This is a genomic window from Streptomyces sp. DH41 (assembly GCF_029813785.1).
Taxonomy (GTDB): Bacteria; Actinomycetota; Actinomycetes; order Streptomycetales; family Streptomycetaceae; genus Streptomyces.
Genome location: NZ_JARVKY010000018.1, coordinates 1 through 24,981, shown reverse-complemented (window position 1 = coordinate 24,981; position 24,981 = coordinate 1). Strand labels below are relative to the sequence as shown.

The 24,981-nt window shown below is 71.7% G+C and carries 26 protein-coding genes; 7 read left to right on the top strand and 19 right to left on the bottom strand.

The window, feature by feature from the left end; translation table 11 throughout:
• Positions 1-36 precede the first annotated feature (36 nt).
• Positions 37-546, bottom strand: coding sequence for an NfeD family protein (locus tag QC283_RS26275; RefSeq protein WP_279564160.1), 510 nt, complete (start codon positions 544-546; stop codon positions 37-39).
• Between the two features lie 244 nt (positions 547-790).
• Between QC283_RS26275 and QC283_RS26270 the strand changes: the two genes are divergently transcribed.
• On the top strand, positions 791-2,689 hold the full coding sequence (locus QC283_RS26270) for an NAD-binding protein (RefSeq protein ID WP_279564303.1): 1,899 nt from the start codon (positions 791-793) through the stop codon (positions 2,687-2,689).
• Positions 2,690-2,721: 32 nt separating this feature from the next.
• Here QC283_RS26270 and QC283_RS26265 read toward each other — a convergent pair whose 3' ends face one another.
• Entirely contained in the window at positions 2,722-4,572 is a 1,851-nt protein-coding gene (locus QC283_RS26265) for a S9 family peptidase (protein WP_279564159.1), read from the bottom strand.
• 142 nt (positions 4,573-4,714) lie between these two features.
• On the opposite strand from QC283_RS26265, the gene QC283_RS26260 reads away from it, so the two are divergent.
• Positions 4,715-5,566, top strand: a complete 852-nt coding sequence (locus QC283_RS26260; RefSeq protein ID WP_279564302.1) for an SURF1 family protein — start codon at positions 4,715-4,717, stop codon at positions 5,564-5,566.
• Positions 5,567-5,579: 13 nt separating this feature from the next.
• On the opposite strand, the gene QC283_RS26255 is transcribed toward QC283_RS26260, so the two are convergent.
• The 7 genes from QC283_RS26255 to QC283_RS26225 all read right to left on the bottom strand — a co-directional run bounded on the left by QC283_RS26255 (position 5,580) and on the right by QC283_RS26225 (position 12,827).
• Entirely contained in the window at positions 5,580-6,878 is a 1,299-nt protein-coding gene (locus tag QC283_RS26255; protein WP_279564158.1) for a hypothetical protein, read from the bottom strand.
• A complete protein-coding gene (locus QC283_RS26250; protein ID WP_279564301.1) occupies positions 6,875-7,447 on the bottom strand; it encodes a SigE family RNA polymerase sigma factor in 573 nt (190 codons plus the stop codon). Before QC283_RS26250 ends, QC283_RS26255 begins: the two co-directional genes overlap by 4 nt.
• 463 nt (positions 7,448-7,910) lie before the next feature.
• The gene (locus QC283_RS26245; protein ID WP_279564157.1) at positions 7,911-8,987 is read right to left on the bottom strand and encodes an aspartate-semialdehyde dehydrogenase; all 1,077 of its coding nucleotides are present in this window, start codon (positions 8,985-8,987) and stop codon (positions 7,911-7,913) included.
• Entirely contained in the window at positions 8,987-10,264 is a 1,278-nt protein-coding gene (locus tag QC283_RS26240) for an aspartate kinase (protein ID WP_279564156.1), read from the bottom strand. The genes QC283_RS26245 and QC283_RS26240 overlap by 1 nt, the downstream gene beginning before the upstream one ends.
• Positions 10,265-10,505: 241 nt before the next feature.
• Positions 10,506-11,549 carry a hypothetical protein gene (locus QC283_RS26235; protein WP_279564155.1) on the bottom strand — a complete coding sequence of 348 codons (1,044 nt, stop codon included), beginning with the start codon at positions 11,547-11,549 and terminating at the stop codon, positions 10,506-10,508.
• A 286-nt stretch (positions 11,550-11,835) separates the two neighbouring features.
• Complete coding sequence (locus QC283_RS26230) at positions 11,836-12,021, bottom strand: DUF397 domain-containing protein (protein ID WP_279564154.1); 186 nt, start codon at positions 12,019-12,021, stop codon at positions 11,836-11,838.
• A complete protein-coding gene (locus QC283_RS26225) occupies positions 12,018-12,827 on the bottom strand; it encodes a helix-turn-helix domain-containing protein (protein ID WP_279564153.1) in 810 nt (269 codons plus the stop codon). The genes QC283_RS26230 and QC283_RS26225 overlap by 4 nt, the downstream gene beginning before the upstream one ends.
• An 84-nt stretch (positions 12,828-12,911) precedes the next feature.
• On the opposite strand from QC283_RS26225, the gene QC283_RS26220 reads away from it, so the two are divergent.
• Positions 12,912-13,319 carry a hypothetical protein gene (locus tag QC283_RS26220; RefSeq protein ID WP_398012267.1) on the top strand — a complete coding sequence of 136 codons (408 nt, stop codon included), beginning with the start codon at positions 12,912-12,914 and terminating at the stop codon, positions 13,317-13,319.
• Between the two features lie 196 nt (positions 13,320-13,515).
• On the opposite strand, the gene QC283_RS26215 is transcribed toward QC283_RS26220, so the two are convergent.
• The 3 genes from QC283_RS26215 to QC283_RS26205 form a co-directional block, all read right to left on the bottom strand.
• Positions 13,516-14,175: a DUF5063 domain-containing protein gene (locus QC283_RS26215; RefSeq protein WP_279564151.1), complete on the bottom strand. Its 660-nt coding sequence runs from the start codon at positions 14,173-14,175 to the stop codon at positions 13,516-13,518.
• The gene (recR, locus tag QC283_RS26210; RefSeq protein WP_279564150.1) at positions 14,168-14,767 is read right to left on the bottom strand and encodes a recombination mediator RecR; all 600 of its coding nucleotides are present in this window, start codon (positions 14,765-14,767) and stop codon (positions 14,168-14,170) included. Before recR ends, QC283_RS26215 begins: the two co-directional genes overlap by 8 nt.
• 86 nt (positions 14,768-14,853) lie before the next feature.
• Positions 14,854-15,198: a YbaB/EbfC family nucleoid-associated protein gene (locus QC283_RS26205; RefSeq protein WP_279564149.1), complete on the bottom strand. Its 345-nt coding sequence runs from the start codon at positions 15,196-15,198 to the stop codon at positions 14,854-14,856.
• A 272-nt stretch (positions 15,199-15,470) separates the two neighbouring features.
• Here QC283_RS26205 and QC283_RS26200 point away from each other — a divergent pair, with 272 nt between their 5' ends.
• Positions 15,471-16,229 carry an SLATT domain-containing protein gene (locus QC283_RS26200; RefSeq protein WP_279564148.1) on the top strand — a complete coding sequence of 253 codons (759 nt, stop codon included), beginning with the start codon at positions 15,471-15,473 and terminating at the stop codon, positions 16,227-16,229.
• A gap of 126 nt (positions 16,230-16,355) precedes the next feature.
• On the opposite strand, the gene QC283_RS26195 is transcribed toward QC283_RS26200, so the two are convergent.
• From QC283_RS26195 to QC283_RS26185, 3 genes are all read right to left on the bottom strand, one after another.
• Entirely contained in the window at positions 16,356-18,293 is a 1,938-nt protein-coding gene (locus QC283_RS26195; protein ID WP_279564147.1) for a serine/threonine-protein kinase, read from the bottom strand.
• 87 nt (positions 18,294-18,380) lie between these two features.
• A complete protein-coding gene (locus QC283_RS26190) occupies positions 18,381-18,845 on the bottom strand; it encodes a MarR family winged helix-turn-helix transcriptional regulator (protein WP_279564146.1) in 465 nt (154 codons plus the stop codon).
• Positions 18,842-19,453 (bottom strand): DJ-1/PfpI family protein, encoded by a 612-nt coding sequence (locus tag QC283_RS26185; protein ID WP_279564145.1) that lies wholly within the window; start codon positions 19,451-19,453, stop codon positions 18,842-18,844. Before QC283_RS26185 ends, QC283_RS26190 begins: the two co-directional genes overlap by 4 nt.
• 203 nt (positions 19,454-19,656) lie before the next feature.
• Here QC283_RS26185 and QC283_RS26180 point away from each other — a divergent pair, with 203 nt between their 5' ends.
• From QC283_RS26180 to QC283_RS26170, 3 genes are all read left to right on the top strand, one after another.
• Entirely contained in the window at positions 19,657-21,012 is a 1,356-nt protein-coding gene (locus tag QC283_RS26180; RefSeq protein WP_279564144.1) for an aspartate aminotransferase family protein, read from the top strand.
• A gap of 138 nt (positions 21,013-21,150) precedes the next feature.
• Positions 21,151-21,852, top strand: coding sequence for a GntR family transcriptional regulator (locus QC283_RS26175; RefSeq protein ID WP_279564143.1), 702 nt, complete (start codon positions 21,151-21,153; stop codon positions 21,850-21,852).
• Between the two features lie 155 nt (positions 21,853-22,007).
• Entirely contained in the window at positions 22,008-22,658 is a 651-nt protein-coding gene (locus tag QC283_RS26170; RefSeq protein ID WP_279564142.1) for a hypothetical protein, read from the top strand.
• A 17-nt stretch (positions 22,659-22,675) separates the two neighbouring features.
• On the opposite strand, the gene QC283_RS26165 is transcribed toward QC283_RS26170, so the two are convergent.
• The 4 genes from QC283_RS26165 to QC283_RS26150 all read right to left on the bottom strand — a co-directional run bounded on the left by QC283_RS26165 (position 22,676) and on the right by QC283_RS26150 (position 24,806).
• Positions 22,676-22,966: a hypothetical protein gene (locus tag QC283_RS26165; RefSeq protein WP_279564141.1), complete on the bottom strand. Its 291-nt coding sequence runs from the start codon at positions 22,964-22,966 to the stop codon at positions 22,676-22,678.
• Positions 22,967-23,012: 46 nt separating this feature from the next.
• Positions 23,013-23,894 carry a sigma-70 family RNA polymerase sigma factor gene (locus QC283_RS26160; RefSeq protein WP_279564300.1) on the bottom strand — a complete coding sequence of 294 codons (882 nt, stop codon included), beginning with the start codon at positions 23,892-23,894 and terminating at the stop codon, positions 23,013-23,015.
• Between the two features lie 144 nt (positions 23,895-24,038).
• Complete coding sequence (locus tag QC283_RS26155) at positions 24,039-24,263, bottom strand: hypothetical protein (RefSeq protein WP_279564140.1); 225 nt, start codon at positions 24,261-24,263, stop codon at positions 24,039-24,041.
• Positions 24,264-24,317: 54 nt separating this feature from the next.
• Positions 24,318-24,806 (bottom strand): DUF3515 family protein, encoded by a 489-nt coding sequence (locus QC283_RS26150; protein ID WP_279564139.1) that lies wholly within the window; start codon positions 24,804-24,806, stop codon positions 24,318-24,320.
• Between the last annotated feature and the right edge of the window lie 175 nt (positions 24,807-24,981).

Sequence of the window (24,981 nt, the reverse complement as noted above, 5' to 3'; positions counted from 1 at the left end):
AAAAAGAAGGAGAAAAGGGGAGGGAGAGGAGCCCGCTCAGCGGTCCACCGGGCGCACCACGACCGACGTACCGGTCGGGACCGCCTCGACCCACACCTCGGCGCCCCGGGCCACCGGCCCCGCACTGCGCGCCGCGCACTTCAGCGGCTGGCCGGCGAGCCGGAGCAGCACCTCGCCGAAACCGTCCGCGGGGATGGCGGTCACCACCTTGCCGGACGTGCCGAGCAGGTCGTCCGTACTGGGTGTGACAGCGGTCTGATCCCGCATCAGCGCACGGCTGAAGCGGTACGTCAGCCAGCCGGCCCCCACCCCGGCGACCGCGCCGGCCCCGGCGGCACCCGCGGGGCCCGCCCAGCCGGCACCGAGGACGATGGCCCCACCGAAGCCGGTCATCGCCGTGAACCCGGCGACGACCGGCAGCGACAGCCACCCCTCCAGGACGCCGTCCAGCACTCCGTCGAACGCGCCTTCCAGCAGTCCGTCGAAGATCAGCGACAGGGCGAGCAGCACGACCCCCGTGATACCCAGCCCGATGAACCAGGCCATGCGTGCCGTCCCCCTCTCGCCCGTCGCTGAGCTTCGGTAGGACGAATAGTCACATGCGGCCCGTGACCACGTCATTGCCGTGTTCCGGCAATCTTTACGCGTCTTTGATGCCGCCCTTCTCCTCCCTCTCGGCTCTTCGGCCGCCGCTGGAACCGCACCCGGCGCCGGTACTGTCCTCTATCAAATGGGGACTCAATCGGGGAGCGTTCCGCACCAGGTTCCGCAGGGTGACGGCTACGCGCACATGGTGGTGTGCGGCGACGACGGGCTGGCGCACCGGCTGGCCGCCGAACTGCGCGGTGTCTACCGCGAACAGGTCACCCTCGTCGTCCCGCCCTCCGGACGCCGAGTGCCTCAGCCGGTGGTCGGACGGGCCCGGGCGGCCTCGGCGGCGCTACTGGACATGGTCAGCGCCGCCGTCAACCGCTCGGGAAACAACGGCAACGGCGGCTCCGGCAACGCCGCCCCGGGCACCGGCGAGCCGAACGGCACCGTCCGCGAACTGGAGGCCGCCGAGCCGACCGACGACGTGCTCGCGGAGGCCGGCGTGGACCGGGCCGCCGCACTGGCCCTCGTGTACGACGACGACGAGACCAACATCCGGGCCGCCCTGACCGCCCGCCGCCTCAACCCCCGGCTGCGCCTGGTCCTGCGCCTGTACAACCGACGGCTCGGCCAGCACATCGAGGAACTCCTCGACCAGAGCGCCACGCTGGCGACCGGCGACGCCCGGGATTCGGGGCTCGACGGTGCCGGTACCTCCACGACCGTGCTGTCCGACGCCGACACGGCCGCACCCGCGCTGGCCGCGACCGCGCTCGTCGGCACCAGCAAGGTCGTCGAGGCGGACGGACTGCTGCTGCGCGCCGTGGAACGGCAGCCGCCCCGCCCCGGCGAGGTCGCCGACCCCGGGCTGTGCACGCTCGCGCTGCTCTCCGCCACGAGCAACGACCCGGCCGGCGCGGACGGTTCGGAGGGCAGCGGCGACCAGGGACCGCAACTGCTGCCCGACGCCGCCGCGGTGGAGGCGGCCACCGGACGCGGCACCGTCGCCCTGGAGCACGTGTCGTACTCCGGCCCTCCCCTGCCCACCGCGCGCGCCGGTGTGCCACCGTTCGGCGAGCTGTTCTCGCGGCGACTGCGGTGGTCGCTGGCGGGTCTGGGGGCGTGCGTGGTCGCGCTCGCGGTGGCGCTGATGGTGGTCACCGACGACCATCCGCTGCACGCCACCTACGTGACGCTGCTCGACCTGTTCTCCATCAACGAGCCCGCACACAACGACGACACCGGCCGCCAGATCCTCCAGCTGCTCTCCGGCTTCGTCGGGCTGCTGTTGCTGCCGGTGCTGCTGGCCGCCGTGCTCGAAGCCCTCGGCACCTTCCGCAGCGCCTCGACGGTGCGCAAGCCGCCGCGCGGGCTCGGCGGGCACGTCGTCCTGCTCGGTCTCGGCAAGATCGGCACGCGCGTACTGACCCGGCTGCGGGAGATGGACATCCCCGTGGTGTGCGTCGAGGCCGACCCCGAGGCCCGCGGCATGGCGACCGCACGCCGGCTGCGGGTGCCCGTGGTACTCGGAGACGTCACCCAGGAGGGCGTCCTGGAGGCCGCCAAGATCCACCGGGCGCACTCCCTGCTCGCCCTGACCAGTGTGGACACCACCAACCTGGAAGCCGTGCTCTACGCCCGCTCCGTACGGTCCGGACTGCGGGTCGTGCTGCGCCTGTACGACGACGACTTCGCGACCGCCGTGTACCGCACCCTGCGCGCCGCGCACCCGGGCGCGCTCACCCGGAGCCGCAGCGTGACCCATCTGTCCGCGCCCGCGTTCGCCGGGGCGATGATGGGCCGCCAGATCCTCGGGGCGATCCCCGTCGAGCGTCGGGTGCTGCTGTTCGCGGCGGTGGAGGTGGCCGGGCATCCGCAGCTGGAGGGGAAGACGGTCGGCGAGGCGTTCCGGGCGGGGGCGTGGCGGGTGCTGGCGCTGGAGGTCTCCGGTGAGCGTGGGACGGGAGAGCCGGGGCTGGTGTGGGAGCTGCCCGAGACGTACGTCCTGCGGGGTGAGGACCGGGTGGTGCTGGCGGCCACCCGGCGGGGACTGGCGGAGCTGCTCGGGCGGCGTGCGCGGCAGCGGACGGATTCGTAGGGGCGCCGCCGCCCCTACGACATCCCCTTGTTCTACGGCAGGTGCCTGGCCGCGAAGTCCAGTTCCAGGCGGACCTGCTTGATCCGTTCGTCCACCACCAGTGACCCGTGCCCCGCGTCGTAGCGGTACACCTCGTGCACCGCGTTCCTGGACTCCAGGCGCTTGACGTAGTTCTCGACCTGGCGGATCGGGCAGCGCGGGTCGTTGACGCCGGCGGAGATGTAGACCGGGGCCTTGACCTGGTCGACGTAGGTCAGCGGCGAGGAGGCCTCGAAGCGGTCGGGGACCTCTTCGGGGGTGCCGCCGAGGAGGGTGCGGTCGAGGGCCTTCAGGCCTTCCATCTCGTCGTGGTACGCGGTGACGTAGTCGGCGACGGGGACGGCGGCGATGCCCAGCGTCCACGCCTCGGGCCGGGTGCCGATGCCGAGGAGGGTGAGGTAGCCGCCCCAGGAACCGCCGGTGAGGATCAGCCGGTCGGGGTCCGCGAGGCCGGAGGTGACCGCCCACTCGCGCACCGCCTCGATGTCCTCCAGCTCGATGAGACCCACCCGGTGCTTCAGGGCGTCGGTCCAGGCGCGTCCGTACCCGGTGGAGCCGCGGTAGTTGACGCGGACCACCGCGTAGCCGTGGTCGACCCAGGCCGCGGGGCCGGCGGCGAAGGCGTCGCTGTCGTGCCAGGTGGGGCCGCCGTGGATGTCGAAGACCGTCGGGAGCGGGCCGGTCGTGCCGGCCGGCTTCTGGACCAGGGCGTGGATGCGGCCGCCGGGCCCCTCCACCCACACGTCCTCCACCGGGACCGAGTCCGGCGACTTCATGCCCGGCGGGTCCAGAACGACCCGGCCGGTCGTCGAGCGGACCGCCGACGGTTCGGCGGCCGACGACCACAGGTACTCCACGCTGCCGTCCGGGCGGGCCGTCGCCCCGGAGACCGTGCCGGCCGGGGTCTCGATCTCCACCAGCTCGCGCTCGGCGAAGTCGTAGCGGAACAGCTCGCTGCGGGCCTCGAAACCGTGCACGATCAGCAGGCCGCTGCCGTCCGGGTACCACTCGGCGCTGACGTCACCGGGCAGCTCCAGGGCCAGGTCGGTCTGCTCGCCCGTCGCCACGTCCCACACCAGGGGCTCCCAGCGGCCCCGGCGCTGGTGGCCGATGAGCAGACGGGTGTCACCGTCGACCGGCGCGAAGCCCAGCACCTCCAGGCCGAGCTCCTCCTCGCCGCCCTTCGTGTCGTCCAGCTCGGCGACCGTCGAGCCGTCGGGGCGCAGGACGCGCAGCGCCGAGTGCATGGCGTCGCCGTGCTCGGTGTGCTCGATGGCGATCAGCGTGCCGTCGTGGGAGAGATCGCCGACGCCCGCGGACTCGCGGTGCCGGTAGATCTCCGCCGGGGGCCCTCCGGCGTACGAGAGGTGGATCGTCGTACCGTCCTCGTCGGTCGAGCGGCCGACCACCGCGGTGCGCCCGTCCCGGCCGAGGGCGAGGCCCGCCGGGTAGGAGGGGTCGAGACCGGGCACCGCCGGCTCGTCCTCGCCGCCCGCGAAGGGCTGGCGGCGCCAGACGCCGAACTCGTCACCGTCCTTGTCGTCGAACCACCAGATCCAGTCGCCGTCCGGTGGGAGCACGCCGTCCGTCGTGCCGTTGGGCCGGTCCGTGACCTGTCGCTGCTCGCCGGTCGACCGGTCCCAGGCGTACAGCTCGTACGTCCCCGTCGCGTTCGACACGAACAAGGAGCGGTCCGGTGCGTCCTCGGCCCAGTCGGGCAGCGACACCCGCGGCGCCCGGAACCGCTTCTCCCAGTCGGGCATCTCCCCGTCCCGCCGGCCGTCCTCGGTGCTGCCCTGTCCCCGCCGCTGGTCCGACGACACGGACCCGTTGCTCTCAGTCATGGCCCCATACTGCCCCGACCCGGCGACAAGGCGCGGACCGGATCCCCAGCCTGTGGAAAACTTTCCCCGCCGCCGCCCCGCCCGATGCTTTTCCACAGCCCCGCGGGCAGGTGGCGCGGCCATGCCCCGTACCGTGGAGGGCGTGTACCGGTTTCTGCTGACGCCCCGATGGTGGGGGATCAACGTCTTCGTCGTCCTGGCCATCCCCTTCTGCATCTTCATGGGTTCGTGGCAGCTCGGCCGGTTCGAGGACCGGGTCCAGGACCACGAGACCACGACCACCGAGCAGAAGTCGGCGAGCCGGGAGGCGGCCCGCCCGCTGGCGGAGATGCTGCCGGTGGACAAGGCGACGGTCGGCGAGCAGACCACCGTGAGCGGCCGGTACGAGGACCAGCTGCTCGTCCCGGAGCGGAAGCTGGACGACCGGGAGGGCTACTACGTCCTCACGCTGCTGCGCACCGACGACGGGGAGGCACTGCCCGTCGTACGCGGCTGGCTGCCCGGCGAACCCGACCCGGCGAAGGCCCCGGCCCCGCCCACCGGCGAGGTCACCGTCACCGGAGCGCTCCAGGCGGCCGAGTCGCCCGGCAGCAACGGCGTCAGCGGCCGTTCCGGGTGGCCGGACGGGCAGACCGGCGCGATCAGCGCGGCGACACTGCTGAACCTCGTGCCGTACGACGTGTACGACGCGTGGGTCACGCTCAACAAGGGCGACTCCGGGATGCGGGCCGTGCCCGTGAGCGCGCCGCAGGGAACCGGGCTGGACCTGAAGGCGTTCCAGAACCTCGGCTACACCGCCGAGTGGTTCGCCTTCGTCGGCTTCGTGATCTTCATGTGGTTCCGGCTGCTGCGCCGCGAGGTCGAACTCGCCCGTGACGCGGAGCTGGGTCTGGCCCCGGAGGACGAGGAGAACGCCCGGCAGGACAGCGCCGGGCAGGAGAGCGCCGGGCAGGAGAGCGAACGGGAGTCCCGCCCCACCCCGTCCGGCGTCTGAGACGCCGGCTGTCCTACTCCGCCGCCGCCAGCACACCCGTCCAGTAGACGGTCCCCGCGCAGGCGTTGGACACCGTGGCCGTCGCCGAGCCGGAGCCGCCCTCCGGGCTGTACGTCACCGACACGCTCCCTTCGGCCGGACCGTCCTCGGTGACCAACTGGGTCGTGGTGCCGGTGTCGGTGCCGCCCGGGGTGGTGCCGCCCGTGGTGGTCGTGTCCTCGGTGGGCGAGGGGTCGGGCGAGGGCCCGCCGGTGCCGCCCCCCGGTGTGCCGCCGGTGGTGGGGCAGGTCTCCGAGGGCACCCAGGCGAACTGCACCTCGTACGCGGAGCCCGCCGCCAGGGTCAGTGACGCGGCCTCCAGGGACGGGTCGGGCAGTCCGGCGGCGGCGTCCCCGGCCGCGTGCCGGGCCGTGCCGATCCGGGCGGCGTCCGCCGCGCCCTGCGGGGTGGCGACCACACTGCCGGGGCCGACGACGGTGCAGCCGTCCGAGGAGACGTTGGTGACGCGGAAAGAGCCGTAGACCACACCCGTGGAGTCGGGGTCGGCGCTGCTCGCCAGGGCCGGGCCGAGCTGTTTCGCCGTACACGCGGGGATGTCGGCGGCGGCGCTGGCGGAGGGGTCGGCGCCGGGCGTCGAGCCCGTCACGGCACCGCTCTCCTTGTCCTTGGGTGTCTCCTCGGGGTCGGATCTCTCCTTGCCCTCGGCCGTGCCCGCGGAGCCGGTGATGCCGCTCTGGCCGCCGGCCGGGTCCTTGCCCTGGGAGGCGCCGCCCTGGGCCTGCGAGGCGTGGCCCGCGACGGACGGGTCGGCGCCCGGGCCGGTGGTGTTCGAGACGTGCACGAGGGCCGGGACCGCCGTGCCGATGAAGAGCGCGGCGGCGGCCATACCGACGACGGCCTGGCGCTTGCGGGCCCGTCGGGCGGGCACCGCGCGGCGCAGGTGGTCCAGGGTGCCGTCGCTCGGCTCCACGTCCCGGACCGCCTGGTGCAGCATCCTGCGCAGGGCCAGCTCGTCGGAGCCGAGCCCGTCGGGCGTGTCGAGCCCGTCGAGCGTGTTGAGCCCGTCGGGCGTGTCGAACCCGTCAGACCCCTGAGTACCGGGGCCCTGTTCGGCGGGGCCGTTGTTCACAGTTCCGTTCCCAGCGTGCGTGTACTTCGACGGTTCTTGCCCGGACCGCCCGGCCGTCGGCTCGGCAGGTCCGGTCGACCCGGCCGGTGGCTCGGCGGGTCCGGTCGACTCGGCCGGCGCGTCCCCCTGCCGGGGGTCGTGCTCGTCGCGGGCGGCGCGCCACGCGTCGTTGCCGTCGCTCATGCCGGTGCCTCCATGGCAACCCTGAGCGCCGCGATGCCACGCGACCCGTACGCCTTGACCGAGCCCAGGGATATGCCGAGCGTCTCGGCGACCTGTGCTTCGGTCATGTCGGCGAAGTAGCGCAGGACCAGCACCTCGCGCTGACGGCGCTGCAGTCCCTTCATCGCCTTGATCAGGGAGTCGCGCTCCAGCAGGTCGTAGGCGCCCTCCTCCGCGCTCGCCATGTCCGGCATGGGCTTGGAGAGCAGCTTGAGGCCGAGGATGCGGCGGCGCAGCGCCGAACGCGAGAGATTGACGACGGTCTGACGCAGGTACGCCAGGGTCTTCTCCGGGTCACGGACGCGTTTGCGCGCCGAGTGGACGCGGATGAAGGCCTCCTGGACGACGTCCTCGCAGGAGGCGGTGTCGTCGAGGAGGAGAGCGGCGAGTCCGAGCAGCGACCGGTAGTGCTTCCGGTACGTCTCGGTGAGGTGGTCGACGGTGGTACCCGCCGCCGCGTCCTCCGCGCCGTCGCGCTGGTTCGGTATGCGGGCCGGCCGCGCTGCGGGCATGGGCGCGATCACCGGCATGCCACCGGCCGGACCGGCCACACGGGGACGGACGGGCCGGACGGACCGGACGGGCGGCCGCACAGCGGGGCCACGCGTCGAAGCGGTGAAATCGAGTACCTCTGCCACGCCAGTTGGACACGCCCACCCCCGTGAGGGTTGTACGTGCCGGGCGTCACGTTCCCGCGCCCGCCGGGCGGCCACCCGGCTGACGGTGCGTCATAGGCCCTCATCGTCCCGCTCTTCCCCTATGTCCCATGTGAACGAGCGTCCCCACGCCCGCCGTCGGCGTCCCCGCGCCGACCACGCGCCCCCGCGCCCCGAATGGGTGACCGCAAAGACGCTCCCCGCCCTTCGCACGGTTGCGGAGGGCGGGGAGCAAATCCTCTGATGCCACAGGTGTCGGGTACAAGTAGTCCGGGCCAACTTCCGGATCACATCTCGTTCACGAATTCTACAAACGGACCCGCGACGGCCGGCGTGCTCAGCCGAACTCGGCCGCCACCAGCTCCGCGATCTGCGCGGTGTTCAGCGCGGCCCCCTTGCGCAGGTTGTCCCCGCAGACGAAGAGTTCGAGCGCCGTCGGGTCGTCCAGGGCCCGCCGCACCCGGCCCACCCAGGTCGGGTCGGTGCCGACCACGTCGGCGGGGGTGGGGAACTCCCCCGCGGCCGGGTTGTCGAAGAGCACCACGCCGGGCGCCGTGGCCAGGATCTCCCGGGCCTTGTCGACGGTGACCTCGCCCTCGAAGCGGGCGTGCACGGTCAAGGAGTGCGTGGTGACCACCGGCACCCGTACACACGTCACGGCGACGGGAAGGTTCGGCAGCCCGAGGATCTTGCGGGACTCGTCCCGCACCTTCATCTCCTCCGAGGACCAGCCGTCGTCCTTCAACGACCCTGCCCACGGTACGACGTTCAGCGCGACCGGCTCCGGGAAGGGCCCGGTGTCGTCGCCGACGGCCCGCCGCAGGTCACCGGGGCTGTTCCCCAACTCGGTCCCGGCCACCAGCGACAGCTGTCGGCGCAGCGTCTCCACGCCGTCCCGTCCGGCCCCGCTCACCGCCTGGTACGACGAGACGACCAGCTCGCGCAGCCCGAACTCGGCGTGCAGCGCGCCCAACGCCACGATCATGGACAGTGTCGTGCAGTTGGGGTTGGAGACGATCCCGCGCGGCCGCATCCGCACCGCGTGCGGATTGACCTCGGGCACGACCAGCGGCACGTCCGGGTCCATCCGGAACGCGCCGGAGTTGTCGACCACCACCACACCCTTGGCCGCGGCGACCGGCGCCCACTGCGCGGACACCTCGTCGGGTACGTCGAACATGGCGACGTCGACCCCGTCGAAGGCCTCCTCGGCCAGCGCCACCACCTCGACCTCCTCCCCGCGCACGGCCAGCTTGCGGCCGGCCGAGCGCGGGGAGGCGATCAGGCGGATGTCGCCCCAGACGTCCGCGTGCTGGGACAGGATCTGGAGCATCACGGAGCCGACGGCGCCGGTCGCTCCCACGACGGCCAGGGTCGGCCGCCCGGAGCGTCCGGCGCCATGCGTGTCGGACATCAGCGCCCGGTGCCCCCGTAGACGACGGCCTCGTCGCCGTCGGAGTCCAGCCCGAAGGCGGTGTGCACGGCGCGGACGGCCTCGTTCACGTCGTCCTTGCGGGTGACGACCGAGATACGGATCTCGGAGGTCGAGATCAGCTCGATGTTCACCCCGGACTCGGACAGTGCGGTGAAGAAGTCGGCGGTGACGCCCGGGTTGCTCTTCATGCCCGCGCCGACCAGCGAGATCTTGCCGATCTGGTCGTCGTAGCGCAGCGAGTCGAAGCCGATGCCCGCGCGGTTCTTCTCCAGCGCGTCGATGGCCTTGCGGCCCTCGCTCTTCGGCAGGGTGAAGGAGATGTCCGTCAGGCCCGTGGAGGCCGCGGACACGTTCTGCACGACCATGTCGATGTTGACCTGGGCGTCGGCGATCGCCCGGAAGATCGCGGCCGCCTCGCCCGGCTTGTCCGGCACACCGACGACGGTGACCTTGGCCTCGGAGGTGTCGTGCGCGACACCGGAGATCATGGCCTGCTCCACGTGCTTTTCCCCTTGCTTGATCGGCTCGCTGCTGACCCACGTGCCCTGCAGTCCGCTGAAGCTGGACCGGACGTGGATCGGGATGTTGTACCGGCGGGCGTACTCCACACAGCGGTGGAGGAGCACCTTGGAACCGGAGGCCGCGAGCTCCAGCATGTCCTCGAAGGAGATCCAGTCGATCTTCTTCGCCTTCTTCACCACGCGCGGGTCGGCGGTGAAGACGCCGTCGACGTCGGTGTAGATCTCACAGACGTCCGCGTCGAGCGCGGCGGCGAGAGCGACAGCGGTGGTGTCGGATCCGCCCCGCCCCAGCGTGGTGATGTCCTTGCTGTCCTGGCTGACGCCCTGGAAGCCGGCCACGATGGCGACGTTGCCCTCGTCCACCGAGGTCTTGATGCGGCCCGGCGTGACGTCGATGATCCGCGCCTTGTTGTGGACCGAGTCGGTGATGACTCCGGCCTGGCTGCCGGTGAACGACTGGGCCTCGTGACCCAGGTTTTTGATCGCCATGGCCAGCAGCGCCATGGAGATTCGCTCTCCGGCGGTCAGCAGCATGTCGAGTTCGCGCCCGGCAGGGATCGGGGATACCTGCTCGGCGAGATCGATCAGCTCGTCCGTCGTGTCGCCCATCGCGGAAACTACGGCGACCACCTGGTTGCCGTTCTTCTTCGCTTCCACGATCCGCTTGGCGACGCGCTTGATGCCTTCGGCATCGGCTACGGAGGAGCCTCCGTACTTCTGCACGACAAGGCCCACGTGCGCTCCTCGCTCAATCCGTCTCTTTCCGCACGTACGTATATGTACTGCGGTCGGCTCATTTTACCGAGCGTCCGGATTTCCCCCCTGCGGTATCGCATGGTGAGACTTCCGGGCTCGTCCAGGCAGGCTCATGCCCAGGAGGACGCGGGTCACTCGGGAAAGTGCGGTGTGTCACACGTTCACAAGCGGAGTGGTTCAGTCAGCGCTGCGGCGGGCTTGACCGCGGCCTTCCCATTTTTCAGAGCGCCCGCTCCGTCCTCGGCCGCAGGCCGCCCGCCGCGCGTACCTCCGCCGCTCGGCGGGGTACGTCCACCCACTCGTACACGGCGTGGGCGTCGGGGTCGGCCAGGAAGGTGTCCGGCACGTATCCGGTGTCCGGCTGCCCGGCCTCCTCGGCGGCCACGGCCGCCTCGAACTCGGCGCGGCAGTCCGGACACATGCCGCCCTGGATCTTCGTCGTCAGCTCGTCCGCGTCGCAGGACATGCAGCAGATGACCGCGCGGGTCACACGGGCCCGGCGCGGGGCGGCCTTCTGGCGGATCTTCGCCTTCTTCGGGGGCATTCTGTTCTCCAGTCGGTTGCGGGCGAGACCGCCCGGGTTGTTCACGGTCGCGGGAAGGCCGCCCGTCACCGCGCGGGTGATGTCCTGGGGCGTCGCACCGCGCGCCAGCCACTCCTCCGCCAGTGAGGCGAGGGACCGGCAGTCGGCTTCGGACAGGGGCATGCGGGGTTCCGCGTCGCGGATTCCGGCGAGGGTGAGGTACGAGGTCGTGGGCTCGGCCCTGGGTTCGGTCCGGGGCCCGGTCCTGGGTTCGGTCCGGGACCCGGTCCGGGACTCGGGCTCGGGCTCGGGATGCGACTCGGTCTCCGGTTCGGGCAGCTCGGGCTCTTCGGTGCGCGCCAACCCGGGACGGAGGTCACCGGGCACGATCCGGCCGTTCCGCTCCCGTGCGAACTCCTCCCACCAGGCCTCCGACCTGCGCGTACGCGACCAGTACGTCCGTGTGACCCACCGCATGGTGTTGTCCTCGACGGTGATGTGTTCTCTGATCCAGCGCAGGTGGCCGGCCTCGCTGAGGCGGCTGAGGGACGTCCGCATCGCCTGCTGGCCGTAGCGCGGGTGTTCCGCCGCGAGGACCTTGTGCCCCATCGAGTGGCCGGTGTCGAGGTGGTCGATGAAGACGGCGACCTCGGCCTCACGCGGCAGCAGATGTGCGAAGTCCGGGTCCGCGTGCGGGTCTTCGTCACCTGCGAGGCGTTTTCCGTAGCCCGGATTGGCCATGGGGTGGGACGGGGCGGGCAGGGCAGGACTAAGGTTGGCGAAAGCCACCATCGAACCTCTACTTTTCGATGTGTAGGTCAGGCCCCGGATTGGTGTTGGAGCACCGCCGGGGCCGACTCAGTTCTGGTCGTTTGCCGCGAACCTAGAGTGGCTTTACACAGCGACGCAAGCCGATCACGGAACGTCACTCTTACGAGTTACGTCTGCTCAACTCACGTACAGCCTTGGTTGGTTGGGTATTTCAACCAGACCAGAAGAACCAAGGGAAGAGCTCGGATCCCGGGGCTCAAGCTCCGGGCTGAACTGCGGCGATGAACGCCGACCACGCGGGGGCGGAGATGTGGAGTTCGGGTCCGGTGGGCGCCGCCTTGGAGTCACGGATGTGGATGGCGGAGGCGAGGGCGACCTCGACGCAGGCGCCGCCCTCGTCGTCGCTGTAGCTGGACCTGAACCACTGCAACTGGTCGCTCACGGCTGATTCACCATCCCGTTGATGAAGCGGGCCGACTCAGCGGGGCTGAGAGCCTCGGTGCGCATCATGCTAAGCCGCTCCGACACACGGTTGACAACCCCCGGTTCGGCCGACAGTTCACTGGCAATGGGCCCCTCGGAGAAGGCGAACCGCTCGTACGCCTGAGTCTCCAGCAGCACCGTGGATCCCAGGAGTCCCGCCGGAATGGCCCGCTCGAACGTGAGTACCTGCAACGCGACGTTCCGAAGCCGCGAGACCTCCAGCAGACGGTTCATCTGCTCATCGTCCACAAGTGGACTGCGCAGCACCGCCTCGTACAGAACGAAGCTCAGGCCCACCGGTGGCTTGCGCTCAGTCAGGATCGCCTGCCGCTCCATGCGGGCCGTGATCCGTTCCTCGATGGTCACCTCGTCCAGCGGTGGGTTGCGGTTCTCGATCAGCGTGCGCGCGTACCGCTCCGTCTGCAACAAGCCCGGAATCAACGTGTCCTCGTACCACCAGAGGCTGATCGCCTCCCTCTCCCGCTCCATGAAGTCCTGCGCCCTTGCCGGGAACTTCTCCCGCTGGAGGTAGTCCTTGGCGGCGCTCAGCAGCCCCTCCGCCCGGCACAGCTCATCGGCCACGTCGAGGACGCGCGGCGTCGGCATCCGTACGCCCTGCTCCATCGACTTGATGGTGTCCGGCGAGTAACTGGCCGCCTCGGCGAGCTGCTCACGGCTCACGTTGGCCTTGGTGCGCCAGCGCTTCATCTGGTTGCCGCTGTAGCGCCAAGCGACAGGCGGCTGGGAGTTGTTCTGGCCCGACACGACACGCACCTCCGACCGGTACACCACGGCGTGTATCACCTCAGTCGCTACCGAGCGTAGCCTCGCCGACGGCAGCGTGTGACCATGACGAACACAATTCACCGTCCGGCGTGGGTGCCGGTCGCCGGGCATCAACTGCACGTGGCCGGCGTGCACTTCGACGCCGTACGGATCGACGGCATCCGGGGGGAGCTGGTCGCCGACTGGCTTGTCGAGGCGACGGACGAGGACGCCGGGCCCATCGTGTGCGAGGGGAGCGGCGGGCGGTGGGTGTACTTCCTGCTGGCGCCCGGGGAGGTCGCGGCGTACGACTGGCCGCTCGGTGTGCAGCGGTTGGGCGGGGGACGAGGGGCGCGGACCGTCACCTACGTCGGCATCCCGGCCCTGGAGGGCAACACCTGGCCGCTGCGCTGGTACAGCGGGCCGACGGCGACCGCGCCCTACGTGTGCGCGGCGAAACTCAGCGCGGCACTGGACGCCGGCGCACGATGAGCCACCACCCCCGACCGGCACCCCCACCGAAAAAGCGTGAACGAATCGCCCCCACCGTCCTCGCAGCACTCATTTGAGCGCTCCAAGGACATTTCCTGCCATCAGTTCACGCTTTTTCAGCACACCACCTGCCCCCGGCCTCGGCCACGACGATCGCGAGGAACTCGACCGCCTTCCGCGCACGCCGGAACGGTCGCTACCTGACCGGGCGCAGGCCCAGTGGGCCCGCGATCTCCTCCACCATGACCCGGCCGGCCTCCGTCTCCAGGGCCTCGTCGCCGAGATCCTGGTCGGTGTCGAGGCCGTCCAGTTCCTCCAGGGGCTGGTTCAGACGGACGTGGGCGACGACCGACTGGAGGGCGCGCAGGGTCGCGGAGGCCGTGGAGCCCCAGTTGGAAAAGTAGGAGAACTGCCACCACCACAGGGCCTCCGTGGTGCGGCCGGCCTTGTAGTGGACCATGCCGTGGCGGAGGTCGGTGATGACGTCGGTGAGGTCATCGGAGATACGGGCCGGGACCGGAGCCTTGCGCGGCTCGTACGGGTCGAAGACCTCGGAGTAGACGTCGATCGGTTCGAGGATGCGGGCGAGATTCTCGCGCAGGTCGTCCACGTCCAGCTCGGGACCCGGGTCGGGCTCGTAGCGCTCGTCGGGGACGATGTCCTCGTGGGCGCCCAGGCGGCCGCCGGCCAGCATGAGCTGGGAGACCTCCAGCAGGAGGAAGGGAACCGCCGAGTCCGGTTCGTCGCCCTTGGCGACCTCGGTCACGGCGACCAGGAAACTCTCGATCTGGTCCGCGATCTGGACCGCGAAGTCGTCCGGGTTCTGGTCGGTCGCGTGCAGAGTGGCGTCAGACATCTAGGAGTCGTCTCCCCTCGAAGGCGCGGCCGAGGGTCACCTCGTCCGCGTATTCCAGGTCGCCGCCCACCGGGAGGCCGCTGGCCAGGCGGGTGACCTTGAGGCCCATGGGCTTGATCATGCGGGCGAGGTACGTGGCCGTGGCCTCGCCCTCCAGATTCGGGTCCGTGGCCAGGATCAGCTCCGTGACCGCGCCGTCCGCCAGGCGGGCGAGCAGTTCACGGATGCGGAGGTCGTCCGGGCCGACTCCGTCGATCGGGCTGATCGCGCCGCCGAGCACGTGATAGCGCCCGCGGAACTCACGGGTGCGCTCGATGGCCACGACGTCCTTCGGCTCCTCCACCACACAGATGACGGACGGGTCGCGACGCGCGTCACGGCAGATGTTGCACTGCTCTTCCTGCGCGACGTTCCCGCAGGTCGCACAGAAGCGGACCTTGGCCTTCACTTCCATGAGGGTCTGGGCGAGCCGCCGTACGTCGGTCGGTTCCGCCTGGAGGATGTGGAAGGCGATCCGCTGCGCGCTCTTGGGACCGACGCCGGGCAGCCGCCCGAGTTCGTCGATGAGGTCCTGGACCACGCCTTCGTACAACGGACTGCCGTCCTTCCTGATGTTCCTGCACTACGTACGGTAGAGGGCTCGGGCCGGTCTGAGAAAGCCGAACGGGGGACGCGGACTCAGAAAGGCAGACCCGGGATGCCGCTGCCGCCGCCCATGCCCTGCGCGAGCGGGCCGAGCTTCTGCTGCTGGAGGTTCTGCGCGTTCTCGTTGGCCGCCTGGACCGCGGCGACGACCAGGTCGGCGAGGGTCTCGGTGTCCTCCGGGTCCACCGCCTTCGGGTCGATCACGAGGCCGCGCAGCTCGCCGGAGCCGGTGACCGTGGCCTTCACCAGGCCGCCGCCCGCCTGGCCTTCGACCTCGGTCCTCGCCAGTTCCTCCTGGGCCTGGGCGAGGTCCTGCTGCATCTTCTGGGCCTGCTGAAGCAGCTGCTGCATGTTGGGCTGGCCACCACCGGGGATCACGTTCAGCTCCTGTCGCCGCTGTCGCCGCGGGGTCACCGCGGGTTTTTGCCGTTCGGCACGAGCCTACGTGGTCCGCGCGGCCCCCGCTCCAGCACTCTTTCGAGTGACGCCGGAGGAGTCCTATACCTGATCAACGCCCTCTTCCGGATGGAAAAGCGACGTAACCCAGGTTTTCGCCACCCATTGGGCGGTAGGAAGGATTCCGGCGCATGGGGTCCTCGGGCCTTCGGGCTTCGAGGTCTTCACGAACGGTGAGCAGTAGGGAGTGCCGGGTGGGTCAGCCGGACATGCAGCCCGAGGGGCCGCCCCACGACGGGCGGGGCGGTGAGGGGGCGGCCGGGCCGCGGCCGGGCGACCTCACCGGGCGGGCGTTTCCACTCGGGGACTGGGCACTGCCCGCGGAACGGCTGGACGAGCTGTACCGGTGGGTGGAGCGGGGCGCGCTGGACACGGCGGCCTGGTATCTGGCGGACCGGGTGTGGAAGCGGCGCAGCGCCATGGCGCTGCGGGGCGGGGCGGCGGCGGGGGCGGTCGCCGGGGCGGCGCTGCCGCTGCTGGACATGTCCGGAATGGTGGGCGGGGCGGCCCCCTGGGGATATCTGGCGCTGCTGATCGGGGTGGCGTGCGTGGCGGCCGACCGGTATTTCGGGGTCACGTCCGGGTGGATGCGGGACATGGCCACGGCTCAGGCGGTGCAGCGGCGGCTTCAGGCGCTCCAGTTCGACTGGGCGTCGGAGAGCGTGCGGGAGGTACTGGGACCGGCCGACGGGACGGCGAGCGAGGCGGCCGAGCGGTGTCTGCTGGTGCTGCGGCGGTTCTCGGAGGACGTGACGGAGCTGGTGCGGGCGGAGACGGCCGACTGGATGGTGGATTTCCGGACCGGGGCCGCGCCGCTGGGGCTGCAGTCGGGGGCGGCCGGCGGGGCGGGGCGGGCCTCGGAGGCGGGCGGCGGGGGGCCGGGACGCTTCTCGATGACGCCCAATGGGGCTCGGCCGAACATGCCTCGGCAGCGGCCGCCCGAGCCGCGGTGAGGTGGGCTGCGCGGTGAGGTGGGGGCGGTGTTCGGCGTTTCCCGGTGCCCGGCGTGGGTGTGGGCCGGGCCCGGAGGCCAGCGGCCCTCTTGCAGGACCGCGAAAAAGATCACGTGGCCAGGGCTGCTACTGGCGTCGGTAGGTCAGCGTTTCGCCGTTGCTGGTGTTGGTGCGTGTCAGGGTGCCGTTCGGCAGGAGGGTGACCCGGGTGGGTTCGCCCGGGGTGCAGGAGGCGGAGGGGCCCACCGTCACCGTGGAGGGGCCGAGGTCCAGAGGGCCGTCGGGGCCCGGCGCGCTGGACAGGTCGGCCTCGAAGACGCAGTGGTAGGAGCCGTTGCCGGAGGGGCCGTCGGCGACGAGTGACAGGACCGTGTCGCCCACGTCGCCCTGCTGGATGGTCAGCCGCCGCGGGTGGACGCCGGACGCGTTGTCGATGGTCGTCGCCCAGGTGCCCAGGTACTCCGTCGGGATCGTGCCGTCCTGGGTCGGCGACGGGCTGGGCGTCGTCGGCTGGCCGGCCTCGGTCGTCGGCGCCGAGCCGTCCGTACCGGGGTCCGGGTCCTGGGGCGCGCCGGCCGTGGCGGTACTGGTGTTCGTCCGGTCGTCGCCGGCCCGGTTGCCACCGTCTTCGTCCCCGCTCATCAGGGCGTAGACCGAGCCTCCGGCGCCCAGCGCGACGACCAGGGCGACCACGATCAGCAGCGCGGTGGAGCGGCCACTGCGGGGCTGCTCGGGCGGCGGGCCGTACGGCTGGGGCCCATAGGGCGGAGGGCCGTAGGGCGGGGTCGAGCCGGGGCCGCCGTACGGCGGGTGATACCCGGGTGGCGCGGTCCAGGCCGGGGCCGGGCCGTAGCCGTGGGCGGGCTGCTGCGGCTGGGGATGGGGGTGCTCGGGGTGGCCGTGCGCGGGCGGGGGTGTCGGGGGGTGCCGGCCCGCGACGAGTGTGGGGAGGTGGTCCAGCGGCGCTCCGCCGCCACTGCCCGGATCGCGCGGGGGTGGCGGTCCTTCCGCCGGTTCCCGCTCCGCGGAGGGCGAGGCGGCCGGGGACGAGTTCGGGGCGTCCGGCTTCGGTTCGGCGGCTCCCGCCGCGCCCGGCGTCTGCGGTGTCTCCGGGTTCTCCGGGTTCTCCGGGTTCTCCGGGTTCTCCGGGTTCTCGGTGTCCAGCAGCCGTACCGCGTGCCGGCCCAGCTGGGCCACCAGCGCGCTGGGCAGCCAGGGGTCACGGGAGCGGCCTTCGGCGACCGTGTCCTGCGCGCCCGTGCGCTCGAGGACCTCGGCGAGGCCGGGGCGGGCGGCGGGGTCCTTCTTCAGGCAGTCGCGTACGAGGTCGGCGATGCCCTCGGGCACACCGTCCAGGTCCGGTTCCTCCTGCGCGATGCGGAACATCAGAGCGTGCACGCCGCTGTTGGCGGTGCCGAAGGGCAGCTCGCCGGTGGCGGCGTACGCGAGGATCGAACCGAGGCAGAAGACGTCGCACGCGGGCGTGATGCGGTCACCGCGCACCTGCTCGGGCGCCATGAACCCCGGCGAGCCGACGAGCGCGCCGGGGCGGGTGAGCCCGCCGTCGGTGACCGTCTCCAGGGCCCGCGCGATACCGAAGTCGATGACCCGGGGGCCGTCGATGGTGACGAGCACGTTGGACGGCTTGAGGTCGCGGTGCACGATCCCGGCGGCGTGGATGTCCTGGAGCGCGTGGGCGAGACCGGCACTCAGGGTCCGTACCGACCGCTCCGGCAGGGCGCCGTGGTCGTGCCCGACGACCTGCTGGAGACTGGGGCCCGCGACGTACCCGGTGGCGACCCACGGGACGGCGGCCTCGGTGTCGGCGTCCAGCACGGGCGCCGTCCAGTACCCGCCGACCCGCCGCGCCGACTGGACCTCCTGCCGGAACCGCGCCCGGAACTCCTCCTGCGCGGCCAGTTCCTCGCGCACCAGCTTGACGGCGACCGTGCGTCCGCGGTCCGAGCGGGCCAGATAGACCTGGCCCATACCGCCCGCACCGAGCCGCGCCAGCAGCCGGTAAACGCCGATCCGCCGCGGGTCCCCGCCCCCGAGCTTCTCCATGTCGCGCCGCCTTCCCCCGCACGTGAACCCACGTGAGCAACAGACCCAAGATAGTGCGGGGCGACCGTGCGACGAGCCGGTCCGGCTCTACGGTTCCGTAACAGGCGGGTCACCGAGAGCTTCCAGCGCCTTCGACAGGCGTTCGAGTGCCTCGACCGCCGCGGCGAGTTCCGCCTCGGACCCGTAGGCCTCGGCCAGCCGGTCGGCGAGGGCGGCGTGCCCGGGGCCGATGCGGGAGACGGCCGCGCGGCCCGCCCGGGTCGGCGCGAGGAGCTTGGCACGGCGGTGGGCCGGGTTGGGCCGGTACTCGGCGAGGCCGCGCTCCACCAGGAGGTCGGCGATGCGCTGCACGCTCTGCCGGGTGATGCCCATCGCCCGCGCGACACCGGAGACGGGCAGCGGCTCGCGCAGCACCGCGCCGAGCACCTGCCACCACGCCGCGGTGAGCCCGGCGGGGCGGGCCAGTTCCTCGGCCACCGCGAGGAACTGGCCGTTGAGCCTGAAGACGCCGAGGGCGCTGCGGCTGAGCAGGTCCTGACGCTCCCGGCTCACTCGGCACCCGCCTTCTCCAGCACGGCGTACGCCTGCGGGTCGGAGTCGTGGAACAGCCGGTACCAGGCGTCCAGCACCTCACCCTCGTACGCCCCGAGCAGGCCGAGGACCTCCCGGGCGAAGGCGACCGGCTCGGTGGGCCCGGCGGTGACCAGGCCGCCGTCGGTGACCGCGTCGGCCTCCACGTACCGCCCGCCGCCCGCGTAGCCGGTCGCCGCCAGGTAGAAGGAGACGGCGCTGGTGTGCGCGCGGTCGTCGAGCAGGCCCTCGCGGGCCAGCCCGGCGGTCGCACCACAGATGGCGGCGACGGGCACCCCCGCGTCCAGGAAGGCACGAGCGGTACGGGCGAAGGGGGCGAGGTCGTCGCCCGCGTCCCAGAGGTCGGCGCCCGGGAGGACCAGCAGGGAGCTGTCCTCGGGGCGCAGGCCGGCCAGGGCCAGGTCCGGCTGGACGCGCAGACCGCCGATGCTCGTGACGGAGTCGGTGGTGGGGCCGACGGTACGGACCGGGTATCCGGCGCGGGCCAGATGAGCCGTCGCGTGCCCGGTCTCCCAGTCGGCCAGGGTGTCGTACACAGCGAGGTGGACGGGCTTGCGGGTGCCGTTCATGAATCCTCCAGCGGGTGCGGTGAGCACGAGGCCGTATGACCGTACGACAGAAGGCTGTCATCTCGACAGCTTGCTGTCAATAATGTCCACACCGGCCTCCTCCCGCACGCCCCCGCCCCGTCGACAACCTGTCGCGGAAAGTCCCCTACCGCAGACAGGACGCCGATTCCGTTTCCGCATCGCGGACATCTACCCTCGGCCGCATGACCCCTCAGCCCCATCCCCAGGCCGGCGCCGCCGTGAAGGCCGCGGACCGTGCGCACGTCTTCCACTCCTGGTCCGCGCAGGAGCTCATCGACCCGCTCGCCGTCGCCGGCGCCGAGGGGTCGTACTTCTGGGACTACGAAGGCAAGCGCTACCTCGACTTCGCCAGCGGGCTCGTCTACACCAACATCGGCTACCAGCACCCGAAGGTCGTCGCCGCGATCCAGGAGCAGGCGGCGAAGATGACCACCTTCGCGCCCGCGTTCGCCATCGAGGCGCGCTCGGAGGCGGCCCGGCTGATCGCCGAGCGGACACCCGGCGACCTGGACAAGATCTTCTTCACCAACGCGGGCGCGGACGCCGTGGAGCACGCCGTGCGCATGGCCCGGCTGCACACCGGGCGGCCGAAGGTGCTGTCGGCGTACCGCTCGTACCACGGCGGCACCCAGCAGGCGATCAACCTCACCGGCGACCCGCGCCGCTGGGCCTCGGACAGCGGAACGGCCGGTGCCGTGCACTTCTGGGCGCCCTTCCTCTACCGCTCGCGCTTCTACGCCGAGACCGAGGAGCAGGAGTGCGCGCGGGCACTGGAACACCTGGAGACGACGATCGCCTTCGAGGGACCGGGGACGATCGCCGCGATCATCCTGGAGACGATCCCGGGCACGGCGGGGATCATGACCCCGCCGGCCGGTTACCTGGCCGGAGTCCGCGAGATCTGCGACAAGTACGGGATCGTCTTCGTGCTCGACGAGGTCATGGCCGGATTCGGCCGGACCGGCACGTGGTTCGCGGCGGACCTGTACGACGTCGTGCCCGACCTGATGACCTTCGCCAAGGGCGTGAACTCGGGCTACGTCCCGCTGGGCGGCGTCGCGATCTCCGCGCGGATCGCCGAGACGTTCGCCGAGCGGCCCTACCCCGGCGGGCTGACCTACTCCGGGCACCCGCTGGCCTGCGCCGCGGCCGTCGCCACGATCAACGTCATGACGGAGGAGGGCATCGTCGAGCACGCCGCCCGGCTCGGGACCGACGTCGTCGGACCGGCACTGCGGGAGCTGGCCGAGCGCCACCCGAGCGTGGGCGAGGTGCGCGGCACCGGCATGTTCTGGGCACTGGAGCTGGTGCGGAACCGGGAGACCCGGGAGCCGCTGGTCCCCTACAACGCCACCGGGCAGGACGCCACCGCGATGTCCGCGTTCGCCGCCTCCGCCAAGACCCACGGCGTATGGCCGTTCGTGAACATGAACCGGACCCACGTCGTGCCGCCGTGCAACATCTCCGAGGCCGAACTGAAGGAGGGCCTGGCGGTCCTGGACACGGCACTGTCCGTGGCGGACGAGTACACCGAGTAAGGGCCTGCCCGCTCGCGGGCAGGGTGAGGGACCCGAGCGCGTAAGGTGGCGTGCTCGTACACGGTAGACATGTGTACGAGCACGCCACAGACGTGTGGACGAGCACGCCACCCGGACGCCACGAGGAGACGCCCGACCATGCCCGGCCCCAGCGGCACCGGTGCCGTCACGCGCAGCACCCTGCGGCAGCAGATCGCCGACGCGCTCCGCGACGAGGTGCTGGCGGGTCGGCTCCAGCCGGGGCAGGAGTTCACGGTCAAGGAGATCGCCGAGCAGTACGGGGTCTCCGCGACGCCCGTACGGGAGGCACTGGTCGACCTGTCCGCGCAGGGGCTCCTCGACGCCGACCACCACCGCGGCTTCCGCGTGCACGAGTACTCGGTCGACGACTTCCGCGGCATGATCGAGGCCCGCGGCCTCGTCACCGACGGGATGTTCCTCGTCCTCATCGACGACCGCAGGGGCGGCCCGGACCCCGACGACCCGCGGATCGCCGCCGCCCTCGCGGGGGTCCGACGGCGCGGCGAGGAGGCACAGCGCGCCGCCGCGGCCGGCGACCTGACCGTCCTCATCGGCTACGACCTGCGGTTCTGGCGCGAGCTGGCCATCCTGTTCGGCAACCGCCACCTGTCCGACTTCCTGCACCGGCTGCGCGTGCAGAGCTGGGTGTGCACGGTGCAGCACCTGCGCCGGCTCAGCGATCTGCGCGGCGCGCTGTGGTCCGAGCACACCGAGCTGGTCGACGCCCTCGCCCGCCGCGACGCCCCGGCCGCGCGCTCGCTCGTCGACGCGTACAACGCCCACTCGCTCGCCCTCATCGAGCGGCTCGCCGGCGGATGACCGGTGTACGCCGGGCGGATGACCAACGCCCGGCGTGTCGTGGTCCGGCCCCAGATGGGTATGGGAACTGCACGCAACGCGCACCGACTACGTACCGGACGCACACCGACTACGCTTCCCTTCGCTGACCACTGTGCTGTGTGAGGAGCCCTCTTTTGGCCTGTGACCTGTGGCTGGTACCGCTCGTCGACGTCTTGTGCCACACGCCGGACAACCCGTTCGCCGAAGAACTCGCGCAATACGACAAGGTGCTGGCCGAGGCCGGGCTGCCACCGGTACCGGTGTACCAGTACATGCCGGGGCTCTCCGGCGAAGTCGCCCCGGTGGCCGGTTTCGACTACGACGCGCTGCATTTCCTGCGCCGGTCGTACCTGCTCCAGGTGTGCGGACTGCCGGTGACACCGGTCGACGAACTCGGGGGCGACTACGAGCAGTTGCTGGAGATGTTCGAGGCAACGGCCCAGCAGTCGCACCTGGTCTGGCACTACGACCACGCGGGCGCCTACGTCCCCGTCGACTTCCCGCACCCACTGTCCAACGACGAACTCCTCGCAGGCGGCGGCCCCTTGGGCTCCTCGCACACTCTGCTACGGGAGTTGGAGGCCGTCGCCCCGGCCCTCGGCATCGATCCGGCCAACCCCCCGGCACCACCGCGGCCGCCGCTCGCCCCGACGGAACTGGAGGAGCCGGCCGTTCCCGCACCGTACGACTCCAGTCCCTTCGCCCGGGAGCGCCATGTGTGGCTGGGCCTGCACACGGCGGCCACGCGGAGCCTGGCGCAGGGATCGATGATCGTCTTCAGCTGAGCCGGTGGCGGTGCCGGTCAACGAAGCCGGGAAAGACCCTTCCCCAAGTCCTCGGCGTTCATGATGGGGCAGACGTCGACCTCGGCGTTCATCTCGAGGAAGAACGGTTCACCGATCGGCGGCATGTCCGCGCTGTCCTGCATGTCGAAGACCAGCAGGGCCGTCCGTCGACCGCCGAGGGTGCCGAAATAGGCGGCCTCCGGCTTGATGTGGTCGAGCGCTTCCCTCATCACATCCGCCATCTTGCCGCTGCGGATGAGCTCGTTCGACTTCTCCGTGTCCAGCGTCGCCTTGAGCAGCACGCGCATCGCACTCACCTTCTCCGCTTCCTCTGCCGACGCGGCGTGTATGACCTCAGCTTATGCCCGTGATGTCCAGTTTGTTCAGGCGTTCCGGCTCCGCGATCACATCGATGCCGGTGATGAGACCGTCGTCCGCGAAGGTGAAGCGGAGTACCACGCGCAGCCGGCCGTTCTCGGCCATCGCCATGCCCGCCCGGCCGTCGACCAGGACGACACCGGCGGACCTGGCCCGGCCCATCGAGGCCATCGCTCCCCTGGCCACCCGCTCCACACCGCTGACCGCGAAGGGCTCGGGCGTCGGAACGACGGCCGCGTCGGCGCTCAGGACGACGTCCGGGTGGAGCAGGGAGACCAGCGCGTCGAAGTCGCCGCCGCGCGTGGCCGCCAGATACGCGTCGACCGCGCGGTGCCGGCGGGGCAGGTCGGCATCGGGCACGGGGACGCCCCGGACCCGGCGGCGGGCACGGCTGGCCAACTGGCGGGTGGCCGCGGGCGTCTTGTCGAGCATCGCGGCGATGTCGTCGAAGGGGACGTCGAACATGTCGTGCAGGACGAAGGAGAGCCGCTCGGCGGGGCCCAGGGTGTCCAGGACGATCAGCAACGCGATACCGACGGACTCGGCGAGCTGCGCCTCCTCCTCCGGGTCGACCACGGAGTGCCCGCCGGACAGCGGGGCCCCACCGACCGGCCCCCGGTCCGTCCCGTCGTCCAAGGGCTCCTCGCGGCGCGTGTCCCGGGAGCGGAGCAGGTTGAGGCAGACCCGGGCCACGACCGTGGTGAGCCAGCCGGAGGGGTTCTCCACGTCGGAGGTGTCCGCGCGGTCGGCACGCAGCCAGGCGTCCTGGAGGGCGTCGTCGGCCTCGCCGAGGGAGCCGAGGATCCGGTACGCGACCGCCCGCAGCCGGGGCCGGTCCTGCTCGAACCGCCGAGCCATCGCGTCGGAGCGGCTGTCGGGGCGGCTGTCGGATCGTCCGGGCACCGTACTGCTTCCTTTCGCGGTCCTTGGTCCCAGGGGCCGGGAGCCGCCCGAGGTCACCCAAGTGAACCACTCCCGGCGGCCGCGAGCCCCTGCGAGCGCTCACCGGATCAAGCGGATCTCCGGCGGCCACAGCACCCCGTCCGCCAGCAGCGGGGACGGCCCCAGATGTACGGGGCACACCCGCAGCGGCGCCCGCGGATGCCGGGCGACCTCGAAGCGGGCGGGGTCACCGCAGGCCCCGGCGTCCGTCTCGCCGCCGTACGGGCCCTGGCAGAACGCGGCACGGCCACGCTCGGACGCGCCCCCGCTCTCACGGTCGGTCATGCCCCGATCCGACCCCAGGCCTCACGCCGGCGCCCGGCGGAGGGGGCCGAACGGCTACAGGACGGTGGCGTCCTCCAGGCCGACGCACTTCCGCTCCTGCGGAATCCACTTCACGGCGGGGTCCAGCGTGGCGAGGATGCCGCCCACTTCCTCGCGCGGACCGGAGTACGTGAACTCCACGGCCGGCGAGCGACCGTACGTCCGCAGGACACTCACGCCGTCGCGCTCCAGCCGCTCCTCGTCCAGGACCCAGTCGACGCCGTCGGCCGTGACACAGAGGTTGATGTTCGGCGGCAGCTCTTCGGCGCCGCAGCGGAACACCGCCTTCCGGCCACCCCAGGAAGCGACGCCGTCGCCGAGGGCCCAGTCGCGCGACGCACCGGGTATGTCGTCCGGGAGGCGGGAGACGACCTTGTCGCACTTGGCGTCGTCCGCGTGCGGGGCGGCGGAGACGCGGTGGCTGTCGACGTAGAGAAGGCCTCCCGTCACGGCGACGACCGCCACGGTCAGCCAGATCCACATCCGGGTGGTGGGCTTCCGCATGTTCCGATCCGATCCGCTCCGCGCTGTCCGTCCGCTGCCGCTGCCGCTGCCGGCACCAGCCAGCGTATCCGTCCACGGAAAACCGGCGGCCGGGACCCCGCGCGGGGTCCCGGCCGCCGGTGTCGGCCCGGGGTTGCCCAGCCCGGGGGTCCACAGCCCGGGGCTTCGCAGCTCG

What these genes read in the sequence shown, in the direction of transcription:
- QC283_RS26150 (WP_279564139.1), bottom strand. Translation starts at nt 24,806, where the DNA reads ATGCGGAAGCCCACCACCCGGATGTGGATCTGGCTGACCGTGGCGGTC.
- QC283_RS26275 (WP_279564160.1), bottom strand. Translation starts at nt 546, where the DNA reads ATGGCCTGGTTCATCGGGCTGGGTATCACGGGGGTCGTGCTGCTCGCC.
- QC283_RS26155 (WP_279564140.1), bottom strand. Translation starts at nt 24,263, where the DNA reads ATGACCGACCGTGAGAGCGGGGGCGCGTCCGAGCGTGGCCGTGCCGCG.
- QC283_RS26180 (WP_279564144.1), top strand. Translation starts at nt 19,657, where the DNA reads ATGACCCCTCAGCCCCATCCCCAGGCCGGCGCCGCCGTGAAGGCCGCG.
- QC283_RS26165 (WP_279564141.1), bottom strand. Translation starts at nt 22,966, where the DNA reads ATGCGCGTGCTGCTCAAGGCGACGCTGGACACGGAGAAGTCGAACGAG.
- QC283_RS26215 (WP_279564151.1), bottom strand. Translation starts at nt 14,175, where the DNA reads ATGTCTGACGCCACTCTGCACGCGACCGACCAGAACCCGGACGACTTC.
- QC283_RS26255 (WP_279564158.1), bottom strand. Translation starts at nt 6,878, where the DNA reads ATGAGCGACGGCAACGACGCGTGGCGCGCCGCCCGCGACGAGCACGAC.
- QC283_RS26265 (WP_279564159.1), bottom strand. Translation starts at nt 4,572, where the DNA reads ATGACTGAGAGCAACGGGTCCGTGTCGTCGGACCAGCGGCGGGGACAG.
- QC283_RS26185 (WP_279564145.1), bottom strand. Translation starts at nt 19,453, where the DNA reads ATGAACGGCACCCGCAAGCCCGTCCACCTCGCTGTGTACGACACCCTG.
- QC283_RS26160 (WP_279564300.1), bottom strand. Translation starts at nt 23,894, where the DNA reads ATGGCTCGGCGGTTCGAGCAGGACCGGCCCCGGCTGCGGGCGGTCGCG.
- QC283_RS26220 (WP_398012267.1), top strand. Translation starts at nt 12,912, where the DNA reads ATGACGAACACAATTCACCGTCCGGCGTGGGTGCCGGTCGCCGGGCAT.
- QC283_RS26195 (WP_279564147.1), bottom strand. Translation starts at nt 18,293, where the DNA reads ATGGAGAAGCTCGGGGGCGGGGACCCGCGGCGGATCGGCGTTTACCGG.
- QC283_RS26235 (WP_279564155.1), bottom strand. Translation starts at nt 11,549, where the DNA reads ATGGCCAATCCGGGCTACGGAAAACGCCTCGCAGGTGACGAAGACCCG.
- QC283_RS26250 (WP_279564301.1), bottom strand. Translation starts at nt 7,447, where the DNA reads ATGCCGGTGATCGCGCCCATGCCCGCAGCGCGGCCGGCCCGCATACCG.
- QC283_RS26270 (WP_279564303.1), top strand. Translation starts at nt 791, where the DNA reads ATGGTGGTGTGCGGCGACGACGGGCTGGCGCACCGGCTGGCCGCCGAA.
- QC283_RS26245 (WP_279564157.1), bottom strand. Translation starts at nt 8,987, where the DNA reads ATGTCCGACACGCATGGCGCCGGACGCTCCGGGCGGCCGACCCTGGCC.
- QC283_RS26175 (WP_279564143.1), top strand. Translation starts at nt 21,151, where the DNA reads ATGCCCGGCCCCAGCGGCACCGGTGCCGTCACGCGCAGCACCCTGCGG.